Here is an 18,555-nt window from a genome sequence, read left to right on the forward strand (position 1 = left end):
CGATGCGCAGAAGAAAGCTGAACCCCGCGGTGCTCGCCGCGGCCGCCGTCTTCCTCGTCCCCGCCACGACGGCGTCCGCCGCGCCCGCTGGTGAGGACGTCTCCGTCCTGGCCTCCAAGCGCCTGAACATCACCATGCAGGCCCAGCAGAAGACCAACTGGTGCTGGGCCGGAAGCGGCAACACCATCGCCACCTGGTACGGGCGGAACTACAGCCAGAACCAGTTCTGCAACGCCGCCTTCAACCGTCAGCAGGGCTACGACTGCCCCAACTGGCAGGCCACGCTCGGCAACGTCCAGACCGGACTGAGCTGGGCCGGCATCAGCCCCGGCTCGTACGTCGACGGCTGGCTGCGCTACTCCACCGTCCAGACCGAGATCAACGCGAACCGGCCCGTCGAGACGCGGATCCAGTGGTCGAGCGGCGGCGGCCACATGCACGTGATCTACGGCTACGACGACGCGAACAGCTGGGTCTACTGGGGCGATCCCTGGCCCTCCAGCGACCGCTACAACTGGGCCTCCCACGCCTGGTACGTCGACAACGGGTCCTTCTCCTGGACCCACTCGCTCTACCGGATCGGGGCGTGACGACGATGAACGCACGAGCCACGGCCGCGGGCCTCCTCGCGGCGGCGTTCGCGGTCCTCGGGACGCTTCCGGCGGCCGCCGTCGAAGGCCTGCCGTCCGCGCCGACCCCCGAACAGGCCGCCTCCGCGCCGGGGACCCTGGACACCCTGTCCCGGTTCTTCGCCCGCGACGGGGCCCTCGCCCGCACCGCGGCCGCGCCGCGCGTCGACGGCGCCTCCGTCCCCGTGCGCCTCCTCTCCCCGGACTTCGTCGCCGGGAAGCCCGGCGCTCCCGTCGCCCGCGTCGAGTTCCGCGCCAGCCGGGCCGTCGCCCCGGACGGGCAGAAGGCCTCGCTGTGGACCGCGAAACAGCCGGGCGGCGGCTGGCAGGTGGTCAACATCGCCACCGGCGACGACGAGATCCGCTACGCCGAACTCGGCCACGGCTTCGTCTTCCGCGAACCGCAGATCGACGCGTGGTACGTCCTCCGGGGTACGAAGGTGCTGCCGCTGGACGAGGACGCGGTACGGGCCGTCGGCCGGGGCGGGACGAGCCTCGCGGCCTACCGGGAGCGGGTGGTCCGGGCGTACGGCGACAAGCTGCCGGGGTCGGCGTACGCGCGGCGGGGGGCGGCGGGGGGTTACGACGGGGCCGCGCCCCGCGAGACGGCGGCGGTCGCCGCGGTCGGGGTGGGTGCCGGCCTGGTCCTCGCGCTGACGGCCGCGCTGACGCTCCGCCGGCGCCGCGCATCCCGACGCGCCTGAGCCGACGCCGCCCGTCGCCGGCCGCGCTTCCGCGCCCCGCCGTTGTGGGCAATCGTTCCGCTGGGGCGATGGGGGTCCCCCCTGCTCGAGCGAAGCCGAGAGCTTGGGGGAGGGTGGGCACAACGGACGGCGCCCTTGCCGGCGCCAGAGGCTCATGCGCCTGGACCCGCACCTCGTTGTGCGCCGCGCAAGGTGGTGCGGGTCCAGGCGCGGAACGCGGAGGCGCCGCTGGAGGGCGCCGTCCCGTGTGCCCACCCGTCCCGCCCTGCGGGACGATTGCCCACACGGGCGGGGGCACCGGCCCCACGCGGGCGGGGGCACCGGCGGCCGGCCCGTGTCGGCGCGGGCCGGGCGTCAGCGGGCCAGGTAGCCGCCGTCTACCGGGAGGATCGCGCCCGTGACGAACGACGCCTCGTCCGACGCCAGGAACAGGATCGCCGCCGCCACCTCCTCCGGGGTTCCGAAGCGGCCCATCGGGTGGGCGCGGACGATCTCCGTGAGGTATTCCGGGCCGCCCGGCTCCACGCGCGCGGCGGCGACGCGTTCGGTCTCGATGGTGCCGGGGGCGACCGCGTTGACGCGGATGCCGTGCTCCGCCCACTCCACCGCCAGGTGCTTCGTCAGGCCGGTCGCGACGAACTTCGCCGGGCCGTACACCGCCTGCCGCGCCTGCCCGGCCATGCCGGAGATCGACGAGGTGCACACGATGGCCCCGCCGCCCGAGACGAGCATGGCCTCGATCGCGTACTTGCAGGTCAGGAACATGCCCCGGCCGTCGACGGCCATCACCTGGTCGAAGTCCGCGGCCTCCGCCTCGGTGACGGAGAGCAGCGGGATCACTCCCGCGTTCGCCACCAGGACGTCCAGCCATCCGTAGCGTTCCACGGCCGTGTCGATCATCCGGCGGGCGTCCTGTTCGACGGAGACGTCGCCCACCACCGGGATCACCCCCTTCAGCGTCGCGAGGCGGTCGCCGTCGACGTCCGCCGCCACCACCCGCGCCCCCTCCCTGAGGAAGCGCTCCGCGGTCGCCCGCCCGATTCCGCTCGCCGCGCCGGTGATCACGCACACCCGGTCCGCCAGCCGTCCTGAAGTGTCCTGAGCCATGTCCGGCCAACGAGCGTGCCCGCCCTGAGTGTCGGTCCCCGCCAGTAGGGTGGGGAGCATGGCAGACCCCTCCAGCTACCGCCCCAAGCCGGGTCAGATCCCCGACTCCCCGGGGGTCTACAAGTTCCGCGACGAGCACCGCCGGGTGATCTACGTGGGGAAGGCGAAGTCCCTGCGTCAGCGGCTGGCGAACTACTTCCAGCCGCTCACGAGCCTGCACCCGCGCACGGCCACCATGGTGACGACGGCCGCGTCCGTGGAGTGGACCGTGGTGTCCACCGAGGTCGAGGCGCTGCAGCTGGAGTACTCCTGGATCAAGGAGTTCGATCCCCGGTTCAATGTGAAGTACCGGGACGACAAGAGCTATCCGTACCTCGCCGTCACCATGAACGAGGAGTTTCCGCGCGTTCAGGTCATGCGCGGGCACAAGAAGAAGGGCGTGCGCTACTTCGGGCCGTACGCGCACGCGTGGGCGATCCGAGAGACCGTCGACCTGATGCTGCGGGTGTTCCCCGTGCGCACCTGCTCGGCGGGCGTCTTCCGGAACGCCGCCTCCGCCGGGCGGCCCTGTCTGCTCGGTTACATCGGCAAGTGCTCGGCGCCCTGCGTCGGCCGGGTCACCCCGGAGGAGCACCGCGAACTGGCCGACGACTTCTGCGACTTCATGGCCGGTCGCACCGGCACGTACATCCGCCGGCTCGAGAAGCAGATGATGATCGCCGCCGAGGACATGGAGTACGAGAAGGCCGCCCGGCTCCGCGACGACATAGAGGCCCTGCGCCGGGCCATGGAGAAGAGCGCCGTCGTCCTCGCCGACGCCACCGACGCCGATCTGATCGCCCTCGCCGAGGACGAGCTGGAGGCCGCCGTCCAGATCTTCCACGTGCGCGGCGGACGCGTCCGCGGCCAGCGCGGCTGGGTCACGGACAAGGTCGAGGCCGTCGACACGGCGGGGCTCGTGGAGCACGCGCTCCAGCAGCTGTACGGCGAGGAGAGCGGCGAGGCGGTCCCCAAGGAGGTCCTGGTCCCGGCGCTCCCCGAGGACCCAGAGTCCGTCTCCGCCTGGCTGTCCGGCCGCCGCGGGTCCCTCGTCTCGCTGCGCGTCCCGCAGCGCGGCGACAAGAAGGACCTGATGGAGACGGTCGCGCGCAACGCCCAGCAGGCGCTCGTCCTGCACAAGACCAAGCGCGCCAGCGACCTGACCACCCGCTCCCGGGCCCTGGAGGAGATCGCCGAGGCCCTGGACCTGGACTCGGCGCCGCTGCGCATCGAGTGCTTCGACATCTCGCACCTCCAGGGCGAGGACGTCGTCGCGTCCATGGTCGTCTTCGAGGACGGGCTGCCCCGCAAGAGCGAGTACCGCCGCTTCCAGATCAAGGGCTTCGAGGGCCAGGACGACGTCCGGTCCATGCACGAGGTGATCAGCCGCCGCTTCAAGCGCTACCTGGCCGAGAAGGACCGTACGGGGGAGTGGGGGCCGGTCGCGGACGGTGAGGTCCCGGCGGAGAGCCCCGAGGACGACGGGCGGCCCAAGCGGTTCGCGTACCCGCCGCAGCTCGTCGTCGTCGACGGCGGGCAGCCGCAGGTCGCCGCCGCCCGCCGCGCCCTCGACGAGCTCGGCATCGACGACGTCGCGGTCTGCGGCCTCGCCAAGCGCCTGGAGGAGGTCTGGCTGCCCGGCGACGACGACCCGGTGGTGCTGCCCCGCTCCAGCGAGGGCCTCTATCTGCTCCAGCGGGTGCGTGACACGGCTCACGACTTCGCCATCCGCTACCAGCGGTCCAAGCGGACGAAACGCATCCGGACCAGCCCGCTCGACGCCGTCCCCGGCCTCGGGGAATCGCGCAAGCAGGCCTTGATCAAGCATTTCGGCTCGGTGAAGCGGCTGAAGCAGGCGACAATCGAGCAGATCTGTGAGGTCCCCGGCTTCGGCCGGAAGACCGCGGAGGCGGTCGCCGTGGCCCTGGCCCAGGCGGCCCCCGCCGCACCCGCCGTGAACACGGCCACAGGAGAGATCATGGAAGACGACGGGGGCGTCACCGCATGAGCGAGCGCCACACGCACCACCGGCACGACCGAGAAGACGGAGCAGGACACGTGAGTACGGGCACGAAGGAGACCCCCGGCGACAACGGCGCCGAGGCGGCCATTCCCGAGCTGGTGATCATCTCCGGCATGTCCGGAGCCGGCCGGTCCACCGCGGCGAAGTGTCTGGAGGACCTCGGCTGGTTCGTCGTGGACAATCTGCCGCCCGCGCTGATCCCCACCATGGTGGAGCTCGGCGCCCGCTCCCAGGGCAACGTCGCCCGGATCGCCGTCGTCGTGGACGTCCGCGGCCGGCAGTTCTTCGACAACCTCAGGGAGTCCCTCGCCGACCTGGACGCCAAGCAGGTCACCCGCCGGATCGTCTTCCTGGAGTCCTCCGACGAGGCCCTCGTCCGGCGCTTCGAGTCGGTCCGCAGGCCGCACCCGCTCCAGGGCGACGGCCGCATCACCGACGGCATCGCCGCCGAGCGCGACCTGCTGCGCGAGCTGCGCGGCGACGCCGACCTGGTGATCGACACCTCCAGCCTCAACGTCCACGAGCTGCGCGCCAAGATGGACGCCCAGTTCGCCGGCGACGAGGAGCCCGAGCTCCGGGCCACCGTGATGTCCTTCGGCTTCAAGTACGGCCTGCCGGTCGACGCCGACCTCGTCGTCGACATGCGCTTCCTGCCGAACCCGCACTGGGTCCCCGAGCTGCGCCCCTTCACCGGCCTCAACGAGGAGGTGTCGAACTACGTCTACAACCAGCCGGGCGCCAAGGAGTTCCTCGACCGCTACACGGAGCTCCTCCAGCTGATCGCCGCGGGCTACCGCCGCGAGGGCAAGCGGTACGTGACCATCGCCGTGGGCTGCACCGGCGGCAAGCACCGCTCCGTGGCCACCGCCGAGCGCCTCGCCGCCCGTCTCGCCGCCGAAGGGGTCGAGACCGTCGTCGTGCACCGGGACATGGGGCGCGAGTGAAGCCTTACCGTCGGCGCGCCTCCACCCTCTCGGTGCGGCGTACGCTCCGCAGGCGCGGCGCCCAGCCCAAGGTGGTCGCGCTCGGCGGCGGCATGGGCCTGTCGGCCTCCCTCGCCGCGCTCCGCCGGATCACCGGCGACCTCACCGCCGTCGTCACCGTCGCCGACGACGGGGGCTCCAGCGGCCGGCTCCGGGAGGAGCTCGGCGTGCTGCCCCCGGGCGACCTGCGCAAGGCGCTCGCCGCCCTGTGCGGAGACGACGACTGGGGCCAGACCTGGGCCCGGGTCATCCAGCACCGCTTCCAGTCCAAGGGTGATGTGGGCGGCCACGCCGTCGGCAACCTGCTGATCGTCGCCCTCTGGGAGCAGCTCGGCGACCCCGTGCAGGCCCTCGACCTGGTCGGTCGGCTGCTCGGCGCCCAGGGCCGGGTGCTGCCCATGTCCGCCGTGCCCCTGGAGCTCCAGGCCCTGGTCAGGGGCCACGACCCGGAGCGGCCGGACGACGTGGACACCGTCCGCGGTCAGGCGACCGTGGCGCTCACCCCCGGCGAGGTGCAGTCCGTGCACCTCGTGCCGAACGATCCGCCGGCGGTGCCCGAGGCGGTCGCGGCGGTCCTGGACGCGGACTGGGTGGTGCTCGGTCCCGGCTCCTGGTTCTCCTCGGTGATCCCGCACCTCCTCGTCCCCGAGCTCCTCGACGCCCTGGCCGAGACGAAGGCCCGGAAGGTGCTCTCGCTGAACCTCGCGCCGCAGCCCGGAGAAACCGAGGGCTTCTCCCCGCAGCGTCATTTGGAGGTTTTGGGACGACACGCCCCTAAACTCGCCCTGGACGTGGTGCTGGCCGACGAGGCCGCCGTGCCCGACGTGTCAGCGAGGGAGCCTCTCGTCGATGCCGCCAAGCGGCTCGGCGCCGCGGTCGAGCTGGCGCCGGTGGCCAGGCCCGACGGCTCCGCGAAGCATGACCCGGAGCTGTTGGCCGCCGCGTACGACCGTATTTTTCGGATGCATGGAAGGATCGGCCCATGGCGATGACGGCAGCGGTGAAGGACGAGATCTCCCGGCTTCCCGTCACCCGGACCTGCTGCAGGAAGGCAGAGGTCTCGTCGATCCTGCGGTTCGCGGGCGGGCTGCACCTGGTGAGCGGCCGCATCGTGATCGAGGCGGAGCTCGACACCGCGATGGCGGCCCGCCGCCTCAAGCGGGACATCCTGGAGATCTTCGGGCACAGCTCGGAGCTGATCGTGATGGCCCCGGGCGGGCTGCGGCGCGGCTCGCGCTTCGTGGTGCGGGTGGTGGCCGGAGGCGACCAGCTGGCCCGGCAGACGGGTCTCGTGGACGGCCGCGGCCGCCCCATCCGGGGACTGCCGCCGCAGGTGGTCTCCGGGGCCACCTGTGACGCCGAGGCGGCCTGGCGAGGCGCGTTCCTCGCGCACGGCTCGCTGACCGAGCCCGGCCGCTCCTCCTCCCTGGAGGTGACCTGCCCGGGTCCGGAGGCGGCCCTCGCCCTGGTCGGCGCGGCCCGCCGGCTCTCCATCGCGGCGAAGGCCCGCGAGGTACGGGGCGTGGACCGGGTCGTCGTCCGCGACGGCGACGCGATCGGCGCCCTGCTCACCCGGCTCGGCGCGCACGAGTCGGTGCTCGCCTGGGAGGAGCGGCGGATGCGGCGCGAGGTCCGCGCCACCGCCAACCGCCTGGCCAACTTCGACGACGCCAACCTGCGCCGCTCGGCCCGCGCGGCCGTCGCCGCCGGGGCCCGGGTGCAGCGCGCCCTGGAGATCCTCGGCGAGGAGGTGCCCGAGCACCTCGCCGCCGCCGGCCGGCTCCGCATGGAGCACAAGCAGGCCTCCCTCGAGGAGCTGGGCGCGCTCGCCGACCCGCCGCTGACCAAGGACGCGGTGGCCGGCCGGATCCGCCGGCTCCTCGCGATGGCCGACAAGCGGGCGCAGGACCTGGGCATCCCCGGGACCGAGTCCAACCTGACGGAGGAGCTCGACGACAGCCTGGTCGGCTGAGCCGTACGAGCGACCCCGTACGGCAGACCCGTACGGAACCCCGAACTCCGCGCTGCCGGTGCCTTTCTGAGGCACCGGCAGCTTTTTCACACACCCCGCGAGGCACCCTTGACAGTGCCATGAGCGCCCAAGAGCCTGGCGTCTGTTCACCTTCGTGACGGACAACAGCAAGGGGGGCTCATGAGACGCAGAGCGAGATCGATCCTCGCCGCGGCTTCACTGTTGATCGCGGGCGTGGCGGCGGCACCCGTCGCCGGAGCGCAACCGAACGACCGGGACGGCGGTGACGCCCTGTCGGTGTGGCGCGCCGAGGTCACCAAGGAGCAGGTCCCGCTGCTCCTCGACGCCGGTGCCGACGCCCGTGAACTCACCGAGCAGGTCCCGGCGAAGGGCTCCACGACCGTCGAGCTCTTCCTCACCGGCCGGCAGGCCGGGCGGCTGCGCGGCCAGGGCGTCGAGATCGCCGAGCACGACCTCACCGCCCAGGCCGAGAAGCGGGTCGCCGCCGCCGGGGACGGGGTCTTCCGCCCGTACGGCGGTCCGAACGGCCTCAAGCAGGAGATCCTGGACACCGCGCGGGCCAACCCCGGCCTGACCGAGGTCGTCTCCATCGGCAAGACCCTCAAGGGCCAGGACATCCTCGCCCTCAAGCTGACCAAGGGCGCGCGGAAGACCAAGGACGGCTCGAAGCCCGCCACGCTGTACATGTCCAACCAGCACGCGCGCGAGTGGATCACCCCCGAGATGACCCGGCGGCTGATGCACTACTACCTCGACGGCTACGGCAAGGACCCCCGGGTCACGAAGATCGTCGACTCCACCGAGCTGTGGTTCGTGCTCTCCGCCAACCCGGACGGCTACGACTTCACCCACGCCGACCCCGCCAACCGCCAGTGGCGCAAGAACCTCCGCGACAACGACGGCGACGGGAAGATCGGCCCCGGCGACGGCGTCGACCTCAACCGCAACTTCGCCTACAAGTGGGGCTACGACGACGAGGGCTCGTCCCCCGACCCCGCCGACGAGACCTTCCGCGGCAAGGGCCCCATGTCGGAGCCCGAGACGAGGGCCCTCGACGCCTTCCAGAAGCGCATCGGCTTCGCGTACGGCATCAACTACCACTCCGCCGCCCAGCTCCTGCTGTACGGCGTCGGCTGGCAGGTCGCCACCGACACCCCCGACGACGTGGTCCTGAAGGCCCTCGCCGGCACCCCGCAGAAGTCCGCCGTGCCCGGCTACCGCCCGCAGGTCTCCTCCGAGCTGTACATCACCAACGGCGAGGCGGACGGACACGCCACCAACGTCAACGGGATGCAGATGTTCACCCCGGAGATGTCGACCTGCGCCACCGCCTCCCGCGTCGACCCGAACGACGCGTGGAACCCGGCCGACTGCGCCTCCGTCTTCACCTTCCCGGACGACGAGAAGCTGATCCAGGCCGAGTTCGCCAAGAACATCCCCTTCGCGCTCGCCGTCGCCGAGACCACCGCCCACCCGGACCGGCCCGTCTCCCCGGTCGGCATCGACGCCCCCGACCTCACCCCGAAGACCTTCACCACCTCCTACGCCCGCGGCCAGGAGCAGGAGGTCGCCGTCACCGCCCGCAAGTCGCTGCGCGGCAAGACCCTCACGTACCGGATCAACGGCGGCCGCACCCACAGCGAGAAGCTCGACGCCTGGAAGGGCGGCGAGACCTACGGCGGCAAGGACAACCTCTACTTCGACGAGTACCGCGCCGAGGTCGAGGGCGCCCGGCCCGGCGACTCCGTCGAGGTCCGGTTCACCGCCCGCACCCGCGAGGGCCGCGCCACCTCCTCCGCCCCCTTCACGTACACGGTGGCCGAGCGTCCCCGTGGCGACGTGCTCGTCCTCGCCGACGAGGGCGGCACCGCCGCCGCCCGGCACGCCGCGGAGTACGTCCGGGCGCTCGCCGGCAACGGCCGCATGGCCGCCGTCTGGGACGTCGCCACCCAGGGCGCCCCGGACGCCCTCGGCGTGCTCTCCCACTTCCGCACCGTCGTCTGGTACACCGGCGCCGAGCGCCCCTCCGGCGCCGCCGAGCTCGCCGTCCGCGCCTACCTCAACGAGGGGGGCAAGCTGATCGAGGCCGGTGAGAAGGCCGGCGGGCTCACCGAGGTCGGTCGCGCCGAGACCAACGACTTCGCCCAGTACTACCTCGGCGCCTACCGCCGCGCGGGCCTCAAGAACCCGCCCGCCTTCGCCGGCGGCGGCGCCTTCGCGGGCGTCGGCGCGACCCTCGGCGCCGCCGCCGACAACCCGCTGGACAACGCGGGCGCGTACACCGTCACCTCGGACACCCTCACGCCGGACCGGTTCCCGCAGTTCGCGAGCAGCGCCTCCGCCGGTGACTACCCGGGCATCCGCACCCCCTTCGAGCCCGCCGAGGGATCGAGCTTCGCGGCGGTCAAGCACACCGACGACGCCTGGGCCAGGCTCGCCAGGACCGTCGACCTCACCGGCGTCGCCGCCGCGTCGCAGCCGCGCCTGGACTTCCAGGTCAGCTACGACACCGAGCCCGGCTACGACAACCTCGTCGTCGAGGCCCACACCGCCGGCCAGGACGACTGGACGACCCTGCCCGACACCAACGGCGGCACCTCCACGCAGCCCCCGGCCGACTGCGGCGAGGGCTTCTACGTCCGCGGCCACCCCTTCCTCGCCCACTACCTCACCGTCGGCGAGGACGGCTGCGCGGCCACCGGCACCACCGGCGCCTGGAACGCCTTCACCGGCCCCTCCAACGGCTGGCGGCAGGCCTCCGTCGACCTGAGCGCCTGGGCCGGCAAGAAGGTCGAGCTCGCGATCTCGTACGTCTCCGACCCCGGTACGGGAGAGATGGGCGCCTTCGTCGACGACACCCGGCTCGTCACCGGGACCACCACCGAGGCGGAGGGCTTCGAGACCTCCCTCGGCGCCTGGTCCACCCCCGGCGCCCCGGCCGGAAGCCCCGGCAACGCCTCCGACTGGACGCGCTCCGCGGCGCTCTTCCACTCCCAGGCGGCGGTCACCACCCGCGACACCGTCCTCCTCGGCTACGGCCTGGAGCACGTGCCCGGCGAGGCGGACCGCGCACGGATCGTCGGACGCGCCCTCGCGGCGCTCCGGCACTGACGGAGAGTAGCGGGGACAAAGATCCCAAGACGGCCCGTACCCGCCGGTAGGGGCGGGCCGTCGGCCGCTTTCCCTCACTTTCCGGGCTCGTCCGGATGCGCAGGATGCCCCCCGCCGGCTACCGGGGAGGTAGGGTCGTAAGCGGTCGGGGACATCCCAAAGAACACAAATCTCGCCGGCGTCGAGAACTCCGGCGTAGCAGACGAGGAGATCGGTTCGTGACGATCCGCGTAGGCATCAACGGCTTTGGCCGCATCGGCCGGAACTATTTCCGAGCGCTCCTTGAGCAGGGTGCCGACATCGAGATCGTGGCTGTCAACGACCTCGGTGACACCGCGACCACCGCGCACCTGCTGAAGTACGACACCATTCTGGGCCGCCTCAGGGCCGAGGTGACCCACACCGCCGACACCATCACCGTCGACGGCCACACCATCAAGGTGCTGTCCGAGCGCGACCCGGCCGACATCCCCTGGGGCGACCTGGGCGTCGACATCGTCATCGAGTCGACCGGCATCTTCACGAAGAAGGCCGACGCCGCGAAGCACATCGCCGGCGGCGCCAAGAAGGTCCTCATCTCGGCTCCGGCCACCGACGAGGACATCACCATCGTCATGGGCGTCAACCAGGACAAGTACGACCCGGCGCGGCACCACGTCATCTCGAACGCCTCCTGCACCACCAACTGCGTCGCGCCGATGGCCAAGGTGCTCGACGAGAGCTTCGGCATCGTCAAGGGACTCATGACCACGGTCCACGCGTACACCAACGACCAGCGCATCCTGGACTTCCCGCACAAGGACCTGCGCCGCGCCCGCGCCGCCGCGGAGAACATCATCCCGACCACGACGGGCGCCGCCAAGGCCACCGCCCTGGTCCTCCCGCAGCTCAAGGGCAAGCTCGACGGCATCGCCATGCGCGTCCCGGTCCCGACCGGCTCCGCCACCGACCTGGTCGTCACCCTCGACCGCGAGGTCACCAAGGACGAGGTCAACGCCGCGTTCAAGAAGGCCTCCGACGACGGCGACCTCAAGGGCATCCTCTTCTACACCGAGGACGCGATCGTCTCCTCGGACATCGTCGGCGACCCGGCGTCCTGCACCTTCGACGCCTCCCTGACAATGGTCCAGGAAGGCAACACGGTGAAGATCCTCGGCTGGTACGACAACGAGTGGGGCTACTCCAACCGTCTCGTCGACCTGACCGCCTTCGTCGGCGGCCGGCTCTAGGCTCTAGGGTTCAGGGCAGGCTTTCGATGTGAGCAGGGCTCGGGCAGCGCAATGCCGCGCTGTGCGAGCCCTGTTTGTGTGCTCCACCCCGTACCAAGGAGTCTGTTAACAGATGAAGACCATCGACGAGCTTCTCCACGAGGGCGTCGAAGGAAGGCGCGTGTTCGTCCGCGCCGACCTCAACGTGCCGCTCGACGGCACCACCATCACCGACGACGGCCGCATCCGCGCCGTCGTCCCCACGGTCAAGGCGCTCGCCGACGCCGGCGCCCGCGTCGTGGTCGCCTCGCACCTGGGCCGCCCCAAGGGCGCCCCGGACCCGGCCTTCTCCCTCGCCCCGGCCGCCGCCCGCCTCGGCGAGCTGCTCGGCGCCGACGTGGCCTTCGCGACCGACACGGTCGGCGACTCGGCCACCACCACGGTCGCCGGGCTCGCCGACGGCCAGGTGGCCGTCATCGAGAACCTCCGCTTCAACGCCGGCGAGACCTCGAAGGACGACGCCGAGCGCGGCGCCTTCGCGGACCGGCTGGCCGCCCTCGCCGACGTCTACGTCGGTGACGGCTTCGGCGCCGTGCACCGCAAGCACGCCTCGGTCTTCGACCTCCCGGCCCGCCTCCCGCACTACGCCGGCCACCTCATCGCCACCGAGGTCGGCGTCCTGAAGAAGCTCACCGAGGACGTCCGGCGGCCGTACGCGGTCGTGCTCGGCGGCTCCAAGGTCTCCGACAAGCTCGGCGTGATCGACCACCTCCTGGAGAAGGCCGACCGCATCCTCGTCGGCGGCGGCATGGTCTTCACCTTCCTCAAGGCCCAGGGCCACGAGGTCGGCGGCTCGCTGCTCCAGGAGGACCAGATCCCGGTGGTCCAGGAGTACCTGAAGCGGGCCGAGGCGTCCGGCGTGGAGTTCGTGCTCCCCGTCGACGTCGTGGTCGCTTCCGGGTTCCCCGACATGAAGACCAAGGCCCCGACCGACCACGTCGTCGTCGCCGCGGACGCCATGCCGGCCGGCCGGATGGGCCTGGACATCGGCCCCGCGACCTCCGCGCTGTACGCCTCGAAGCTCGCCGACGCGGCCACCGTCTTCTGGAACGGGCCGATGGGCGTCTTCGAGCACCCCGACTTCGCCGAGGGCACCAGGGCCGTCGCCCAGGCGCTCGTCGACTCCCCGGCCTTCACGGTCGTCGGCGGTGGCGACTCCGCCGCGGCCGTCCGCACCCTGGGCTTCGACGAGAACGCATTCGGCCACATCTCGACCGGCGGCGGCGCCTCCCTCGAATACCTCGAGGGCAAGACGCTTCCCGGCCTCGCCGCACTGGAGGACTGAACCCCTTATGAGCACCCGCACCCCGCTGATGGCGGGCAACTGGAAGATGAACCTCAACCACCTCGAGGCCATCGCCCACGTCCAGAAGCTCGCCTTCGCCCTGAACGACAAGGACTACGACGCCTGTGAGGTCGCGGTCCTGGTCCCCTTCACCGACCTGCGGTCCGTCCAGACCCTGGTCGACGGCGACAAGCTCAAGATCAAGTACGGCGCGCAGGACATCTCGGAGCACGACTCCGGTGCCTACACCGGCGAGATCTCGGGCCTGATGCTGTCGAAGCTGAAGTGCGCCTACGTCGCCGTCGGCCACTCCGAGCGCCGCCAGTACCACGCCGAGAACGACGAGGTCTGCAACGCCAAGGTGAAGGCCGCCTTCAAGCACGGCGTGACCCCGATCCTCTGCGTCGGCGAGGGCCTCGACGTCCGCAAGGCGGGCAACCAGGTCGAGTACACCCTGGCCCAGCTCGACGGCGGCCTGAAGGACGTCCCGGCCGAGCAGGCCGAGACGATCGTGATCGCGTACGAGCCGGTGTGGGCCATCGGCACCGGCGAGGTCGCCACCCCGGACGACGCCCAGGAGGTCTGCGGGGCGATCCGCGGCCGCCTCGCGGAGCTGTACTCGCAGGAGCTGGCCGACAAGGTCCGCATCCAGTACGGCGGCTCGGTCAAGGCCGGGAACGTCGCCGCGATCATGGCGCAGCCGGACGTCGACGGCGCCCTGGTGGGCGGCGCGGCACTGGACGCCGACGAGTTCGTCAAGATCGTGCGCTTCCGCGACCAGTGAGTATGCGGTAGCGGAGTTACGTCGTACCCTTGCGGGGGTCGGGCAGGTGCCCGGCCCCCGTCCGTATAAGTCCGAGGAAGTTGGTCCAGCCGTGGTTATGGGGTTCTCGATCGCCCTGATCATCTTCAGCGCGCTGCTGATGCTGCTCGTGCTGATGCACAAGGGAAAGGGCGGCGGCCTCTCCGACATGTTCGGTGGCGGCATGCAGTCCTCCGTGGGCGGCTCCTCGGTCGCCGAGCGGAACCTGGACCGGATCACGGTCGTGGTCGGTCTGTGCTGGTTCTCCTGCATTGTGGTACTTGGTCTGCTGATGAAGTTGGACCGGTAACTCCAATCACTGGACGCGCGTTGGGCCTTACGTAGACTGGGGCATCTTCGAGCACCATCACGCAGGGAGTTACGACCGTGGCAAGTGGCAACGCGATCCGGGGAAGCCGGGTCGGAGCGGGGCCGATGGGGGAGGCCGAGCGGGGCGAGTCGGCACCGCGCCTCCGCATCTCCTTCTGGTGCTCGAACGGGCACGAGACGCAGCCGAGCTTCGCCAGCGACGCGGCGGTCCCGGATACCTGGGACTGCCCGCGCTGCGGCTTCCCGGCAGGTCAGGACCGGGACAACCCGCCGGACCCGCCGCGCACGGAGCCGTACAAGACCCACCTCGCCTATGTGCGTGAGCGCCGCAGCGACGCGGACGGCGAGGCCATCCTCGCCGAGGCGCTGGCCAAGCTGCGCGGCGAGATCTGAAGCGTGGTGTGACGGTGTGACGAACGGGCCCCGCCCGCGAACCTGGTTCGCGGGCGGGGCCCGTTCGGCGTTCACGCCCGCCTTCGCGTCGACCGTCCCCCAGATCAATTAGGTTGGGGGGTGCAGCGGGGCAGACAAGCAGTATGGAGAAGAAGTGGGCGAATCCGAGATGACCAGCGAAGGCCGTACGAGGCTCAACCGGCTGCCCGAGTGGGCGGCCCTCGGCAAGCACCGTGAGCAGCTGGGCGAGACCCGTCTGCGTGAACTGTTCGCGGCCGAACCGGAGCGCGGCACCGGCTACACCCTGCGCGTCGGCGACCTCTATCTGGACTATTCCAAGCACCTCGTCACCGACGAGACGCTGACCCTGCTGCGCGAGCTGGCCGCCGTCACCGGTGTCGCCGAGCTCCGCGACGCCATGTTCCGCGGCGAGAAGATCAACACCACCGAGGACCGGGCGGTCCTCCACACCGCGCTGCGCGCCCCCCGCGAGGCCGTCATCGAGGTCGACGGCGAGAACGTCGTCCCCGAAGTGCACGCCGTCCTCGACAAGATGGCCGCCTTCTCCGACAGGGTCCGCGCGGGCGAGTGGACCGGCCACACCGGACGGCCCGTCAAGAACATCGTCAACATCGGCATCGGCGGCTCCGACCTCGGCCCCGCCATGGCCTACGAGGTCCTGCGCTCCTACACCCAGCGGGATCTGACGTTCCGTTTCGTCTCCAACGTCGACGGCGCCGACCTCCACGAGGCCGTCCGCGACCTCGACCCCGCCGAGACGCTCTTCGTCGTCGCCTCGAAGACCTTCACCACCATCGAGACGATCACCAACGCCACCTCCGCGCGGAACTGGCTCCTCACCGGGCTGCGCGCCGGCCAGGAGGCCGTCGCCAAGCACTTCGTGGCCCTCTCGACCAACGCCGGGAAGGTCGAGGAGTTCGGCATCGACACGGCGAACATGTTCGGCTTCTGGGACTGGGTCGGCGGCCGCTACTCGTACGACTCCGCCATCGGCCTCTCCCTGATGATCGGCATCGGCCCGGAGCGCTTCCGCGAGATGCTCGACGGCTTCCACCTCGTCGACGAGCACTTCCGCACCGCCCCGCCCGAGGAGAACGCGCCGCTGCTGCTCGGCCTCCTCGGCGTCTGGTACGGCGCCTTCTTCGACGCCCAGTCGCACGCCGTCCTGCCGTACTCCCACTACCTGTCGAAGTTCACCGCCTACCTCCAGCAGCTCGACATGGAGTCCAACGGCAAGTCGGTGGACCGCCAGGGCAACCGGGTCGACTGGCAGACCGGACCCGTCGTCTGGGGCACCCCCGGCACCAACGGGCAGCACGCCTACTACCAGTTGATCCACCAGGGCACCAAGGTCATCCCCGCCGACTTCATCGGCTTCGCCCGGCCCGTCGAGGACCTGCTGCCCGGGCTCGTCGCCCAGCACGACCTGCTCATGGCCAACTTCTTCGCCCAGACCCAGGCGCTCGCCTTCGGCAAGACGCCCGAGGAGGTACGGGCCGAGGGCGTCGCCGAGGAGCTCGTCCCGCACAAGACCTTCCAGGGCAACCACCCGACGACCACGATCCTGGCCGACGCGCTCACCCCGTCCGTCCTCGGCCAGCTGGTCGCGCTCTACGAGCACAAGGTCTTCGTCCAGGGCGCGATCTGGAACATCGACTCCTTCGACCAGTGGGGCGTCGAGCTCGGCAAGGTCCTCGCCAAGAAGATCGAGCCGGTCCTGACCGGGGGCGAGGGGGCCGAGCAGCTCGACAGCTCCACCGCCGGACTCGTCTCGGCCTACCGCTCGCTGCGCGGCCGGTAACCGGATGAGGGGGGAGGACGCGGTACGGCTGCGGCCGCCGAGGAACGCCGTCGACCGGCGGGCCGTCACCTGGTGGCGGACCCGGCTGCTCGTGACCACCGCCGTCCCGGCGGCGGTCCTGGCCGTGCTCGGGGCGCTGATCGGGCCCGCCCGGTCCTGGCTGCTGCTCGCGGCCGGGGCCGTGGCGGTCCTCGGCCTCGGCTGCACCGCGCTCCTCCCCGCCTGGTGGTTCCGGGTGCACCGCTGGGAGGTCACCGACGAGGCCGTCTACGTGCGGACCGGCGCCTTCTGGCAGGAGTGGCGGATCGCCCCGATGTCCCGGATCCAGACGGTCGACACCGTACGAGGGCCGCTGGAGCAGACGTTCCGGCTGGCCACCGTCACCGTCACCACCGCCTCCTCCAAGGGGGCGATCCGCATCGAGGGCCTCGACCACGAGCTCGCCGCCGAGCTCGCCGAGCGGCTCACCCTCATCACCCGGGCCACCCCCGGGGACGCCACATGAGCGAGGGGGAGTGGCGGCGGCTCGACCCGCGCACCCTGCTCGCCGGCGCCGCCGTCCTCTGCGGGGTGGCCGGCGGCGCGGCCCTCCCGGCCGTGGCCGGCCTCTCGGGCGGCCGGCCCCTGTGGCAGGCCGTCGCCTGGGTCCTCGCCGGCGCCGCGCTGCTCGTCCTCGGCGGCACGGCCGTCGACTGGGTCCGGCTGCGCCGCACCCGCTACCGCGTGGGCATCGAGAGGGTCGACCTCCACACCGGGCTCCTGCTGCTCAAGCGCCGCTCCCTGGCCCGCGAGCGGATCCGCAGCGTCGACCTCACCGCCAACCCGCTCCAGCGCGTCCTCGGCCTCGTCAAGGTCCGCATCGGCACCGGCGAGCACACCGGCGGCGAGTCCACCCTCGAACTCGACCTCGTCACCCGCACCGAGGGCGAGCGGCTCCGCCGTGAGCTCCTCGCCCGCGTGACCGGCCCCGAGGAGCCGGGCCACGACAGCGTCCTGGCCGTCCTCGACCCCCGCTGGATCCGCTACGCCCCCGTCTCCTTCCTCGCCCCCGCCCTCGGCGGCGCCGCCGCCGGGGCCGTCCTCCAGGTCAGCGAGTGGTTCGGCGCCCAGGCGGAGGTCATCGACTGGATAGGGGACCGCTTCCGGGACACCTCCCTGACCTGGGCGATCACCGACCTGGTCCTGCTCGCCACCGCCGCCGGGGCCGTCGGCGCCCTCGGGCTCTGGATCGAGATGTGGTGGAACTACCGCCTGGAGCGCGAGCCCGGCGGCACCCTCCGCGTCCGCCGCGGCCTGTTCACCGCCCGCTCGGTCACCCTCGAAGAGCGCCGGCTGCGCGGCATCGAGCTCGTCGAGCCGCTCGGCGTACGGCTGTTCGGGGCCGCCCGCGTCGACGCCGTCGCCACCGGCCTCGCCCAGGACGACGACGACAAACACGCCGACCTGAAGAACCTGCTGCCCGCCGCGCCCCGGGAGCGGGCCGAGCGGGTCGCCGCCCTGGTGCTCCGCGAGCCGCGGTCGCCGACCGCGAGGCCCCTCGCCGCCCACCCCCGGGCCGCGCGAGCCCGGCGGCTGCGCCGGGCCCTGGGGAGCGTCCTCGGGCCCGCCGCGGTCCTCGCCGTCCTCGGCCTCTTCCTCACGCCGGTCCTGGTGTACGTGGCGGCCGGCTGCGCCCTCGTCCTCGGGCCGGTCGCGGTGCTGCTCGCCCTCGACGCGTACCGCTCCCTCGGACACGGCGTCAGCGGCGACTGGCTGGTGGCCCGTTCGGGCAGTGTCCGGCGCCGGACGGTCGCCCTCCAGCGCTCCGGCGTCATCGGCTGGACGGTCAAGCAGTCGTACGTCCAGCGGCGCGCCGGCATCCTGACCGTCACGGCCACCACGGCGGCGGGAGAGGGTGCGTACGCCGTGCTCGACGCGGGCGAGAGCCAGGGCCTCGCCTTCGCCGCCGAGGCCGTACCGGGGCTCCTCGCACCGTTCCTGGAAACGCCGGAAGCGCCTGGAGCGCCGGTAGCACCGGAAGCCCTGGAAACGCCGGAGGCCCGGCCCACCGAAAGGTGAACCGGGCC

At 71.8% G+C, this 18,555-nt stretch carries 16 protein-coding genes; 15 read left to right on the forward strand and 1 reads right to left on the reverse strand.

Going from position 1 to position 18,555, the window contains the following annotated elements; genetic code table 11:
- Nucleotides 1-2: 2 nt before the first annotated feature.
- Together ACZ7HT_RS23630 and ACZ7HT_RS23635 are read left to right on the forward strand one after the other, a co-directional pair.
- Complete coding sequence (locus ACZ7HT_RS23630; RefSeq protein ID WP_471169131.1) at nucleotides 3-590, forward strand: papain-like cysteine protease family protein; 588 nt, start codon at nucleotides 3-5, stop codon at nucleotides 588-590.
- 5 nt (nucleotides 591-595) lie between these two features.
- On the forward strand, nucleotides 596-1,333 hold the full coding sequence (locus tag ACZ7HT_RS23635) for a hypothetical protein (RefSeq protein WP_471169333.1): 738 nt from the start codon (nucleotides 596-598) through the stop codon (nucleotides 1,331-1,333).
- Between the two features lie 354 nt (nucleotides 1,334-1,687).
- Here ACZ7HT_RS23635 and ACZ7HT_RS23640 read toward each other — a convergent pair whose 3' ends face one another.
- Nucleotides 1,688-2,440, reverse strand: coding sequence for an SDR family NAD(P)-dependent oxidoreductase (locus ACZ7HT_RS23640; protein WP_471169134.1), 753 nt, complete (start codon nucleotides 2,438-2,440; stop codon nucleotides 1,688-1,690).
- A 58-nt stretch (nucleotides 2,441-2,498) separates the two neighbouring features.
- Here ACZ7HT_RS23640 and uvrC point away from each other — a divergent pair, with 58 nt between their 5' ends.
- The 13 genes from uvrC (at nucleotide 2,499) to ACZ7HT_RS23705 (ending at nucleotide 18,547) form a co-directional block, all read left to right on the forward strand.
- Entirely contained in the window at nucleotides 2,499-4,487 is a 1,989-nt protein-coding gene (gene uvrC / locus ACZ7HT_RS23645) for an excinuclease ABC subunit UvrC (RefSeq protein ID WP_471169136.1), read from the forward strand.
- On the forward strand, nucleotides 4,484-5,446 hold the full coding sequence (gene rapZ / locus ACZ7HT_RS23650; RefSeq protein WP_471169138.1) for an RNase adapter RapZ: 963 nt from the start codon (nucleotides 4,484-4,486) through the stop codon (nucleotides 5,444-5,446). The genes uvrC and rapZ overlap by 4 nt, the downstream gene beginning before the upstream one ends.
- Complete coding sequence (locus tag ACZ7HT_RS23655) at nucleotides 5,443-6,477, forward strand: gluconeogenesis factor YvcK family protein (RefSeq protein ID WP_471169140.1); 1,035 nt, start codon at nucleotides 5,443-5,445, stop codon at nucleotides 6,475-6,477. The genes rapZ and ACZ7HT_RS23655 overlap by 4 nt, the downstream gene beginning before the upstream one ends.
- Nucleotides 6,468-7,457: a DNA-binding protein WhiA gene (whiA, locus tag ACZ7HT_RS23660; protein ID WP_030205188.1), complete on the forward strand. Its 990-nt coding sequence runs from the start codon at nucleotides 6,468-6,470 to the stop codon at nucleotides 7,455-7,457. Before ACZ7HT_RS23655 ends, whiA begins: the two co-directional genes overlap by 10 nt.
- A 180-nt stretch (nucleotides 7,458-7,637) precedes the next feature.
- Nucleotides 7,638-10,589, forward strand: coding sequence for a M14 family metallopeptidase (locus tag ACZ7HT_RS23665; RefSeq protein ID WP_471169144.1), 2,952 nt, complete (start codon nucleotides 7,638-7,640; stop codon nucleotides 10,587-10,589).
- Between the two features lie 218 nt (nucleotides 10,590-10,807).
- Nucleotides 10,808-11,818 (forward strand): type I glyceraldehyde-3-phosphate dehydrogenase, encoded by a 1,011-nt coding sequence (gap, locus tag ACZ7HT_RS23670; RefSeq protein ID WP_471169147.1) that lies wholly within the window; start codon nucleotides 10,808-10,810, stop codon nucleotides 11,816-11,818.
- A gap of 112 nt (nucleotides 11,819-11,930) precedes the next feature.
- Nucleotides 11,931-13,142 carry a phosphoglycerate kinase gene (locus ACZ7HT_RS23675; protein ID WP_471169150.1) on the forward strand — a complete coding sequence of 404 codons (1,212 nt, stop codon included), beginning with the start codon at nucleotides 11,931-11,933 and terminating at the stop codon, nucleotides 13,140-13,142.
- Between the two features lie 7 nt (nucleotides 13,143-13,149).
- Nucleotides 13,150-13,926, forward strand: coding sequence for a triose-phosphate isomerase (tpiA, locus tag ACZ7HT_RS23680; RefSeq protein WP_471169153.1), 777 nt, complete (start codon nucleotides 13,150-13,152; stop codon nucleotides 13,924-13,926).
- Nucleotides 13,927-14,023: 97 nt separating this feature from the next.
- Complete coding sequence (secG, locus tag ACZ7HT_RS23685; RefSeq protein WP_116161609.1) at nucleotides 14,024-14,254, forward strand: preprotein translocase subunit SecG; 231 nt, start codon at nucleotides 14,024-14,026, stop codon at nucleotides 14,252-14,254.
- Nucleotides 14,255-14,331: 77 nt separating this feature from the next.
- Nucleotides 14,332-14,667: an RNA polymerase-binding protein RbpA gene (locus tag ACZ7HT_RS23690; protein WP_078908267.1), complete on the forward strand. Its 336-nt coding sequence runs from the start codon at nucleotides 14,332-14,334 to the stop codon at nucleotides 14,665-14,667.
- Between the two features lie 169 nt (nucleotides 14,668-14,836).
- A complete protein-coding gene (gene pgi, locus ACZ7HT_RS23695; protein WP_471169337.1) occupies nucleotides 14,837-16,489 on the forward strand; it encodes a glucose-6-phosphate isomerase in 1,653 nt (550 codons plus the stop codon).
- A 4-nt stretch (nucleotides 16,490-16,493) separates the two neighbouring features.
- Complete coding sequence (locus tag ACZ7HT_RS23700) at nucleotides 16,494-16,994, forward strand: PH domain-containing protein (protein WP_471169156.1); 501 nt, start codon at nucleotides 16,494-16,496, stop codon at nucleotides 16,992-16,994.
- On the forward strand, nucleotides 16,991-18,547 hold the full coding sequence (locus tag ACZ7HT_RS23705; RefSeq protein WP_471169160.1) for a PH domain-containing protein: 1,557 nt from the start codon (nucleotides 16,991-16,993) through the stop codon (nucleotides 18,545-18,547). Before ACZ7HT_RS23700 ends, ACZ7HT_RS23705 begins: the two co-directional genes overlap by 4 nt.
- The last annotated feature ends 8 nt before the right edge of the window (nucleotides 18,548-18,555 follow it).

The organism is Streptomyces sp. NPDC037410, assembly GCF_055602235.1.

What these genes read in the sequence shown, in the direction of transcription:
- ACZ7HT_RS23630 (WP_471169131.1), top strand. Translation starts at nt 3, where the DNA reads ATGCGCAGAAGAAAGCTGAACCCCGCGGTGCTCGCCGCGGCCGCCGTC.
- ACZ7HT_RS23635 (WP_471169333.1), top strand. Translation starts at nt 596, where the DNA reads ATGAACGCACGAGCCACGGCCGCGGGCCTCCTCGCGGCGGCGTTCGCG.
- ACZ7HT_RS23640 (WP_471169134.1), bottom strand. Translation starts at nt 2,440, where the DNA reads ATGGCTCAGGACACTTCAGGACGGCTGGCGGACCGGGTGTGCGTGATC.
- uvrC (WP_471169136.1), top strand. Translation starts at nt 2,499, where the DNA reads ATGGCAGACCCCTCCAGCTACCGCCCCAAGCCGGGTCAGATCCCCGAC.
- rapZ (WP_471169138.1), top strand. Translation starts at nt 4,484, where the DNA reads ATGAGCGAGCGCCACACGCACCACCGGCACGACCGAGAAGACGGAGCA.
- whiA (WP_030205188.1), top strand. Translation starts at nt 6,468, where the DNA reads ATGGCGATGACGGCAGCGGTGAAGGACGAGATCTCCCGGCTTCCCGTC.
- ACZ7HT_RS23665 (WP_471169144.1), top strand. Translation starts at nt 7,638, where the DNA reads ATGAGACGCAGAGCGAGATCGATCCTCGCCGCGGCTTCACTGTTGATC.
- ACZ7HT_RS23675 (WP_471169150.1), top strand. Translation starts at nt 11,931, where the DNA reads ATGAAGACCATCGACGAGCTTCTCCACGAGGGCGTCGAAGGAAGGCGC.
- tpiA (WP_471169153.1), top strand. Translation starts at nt 13,150, where the DNA reads ATGAGCACCCGCACCCCGCTGATGGCGGGCAACTGGAAGATGAACCTC.
- secG (WP_116161609.1), top strand. Translation starts at nt 14,024, where the DNA reads ATGGGGTTCTCGATCGCCCTGATCATCTTCAGCGCGCTGCTGATGCTG.
- pgi (WP_471169337.1), top strand. Translation starts at nt 14,837, where the DNA reads ATGACCAGCGAAGGCCGTACGAGGCTCAACCGGCTGCCCGAGTGGGCG.
- ACZ7HT_RS23700 (WP_471169156.1), top strand. Translation starts at nt 16,494, where the DNA reads ATGAGGGGGGAGGACGCGGTACGGCTGCGGCCGCCGAGGAACGCCGTC.
- ACZ7HT_RS23705 (WP_471169160.1), top strand. Translation starts at nt 16,991, where the DNA reads ATGAGCGAGGGGGAGTGGCGGCGGCTCGACCCGCGCACCCTGCTCGCC.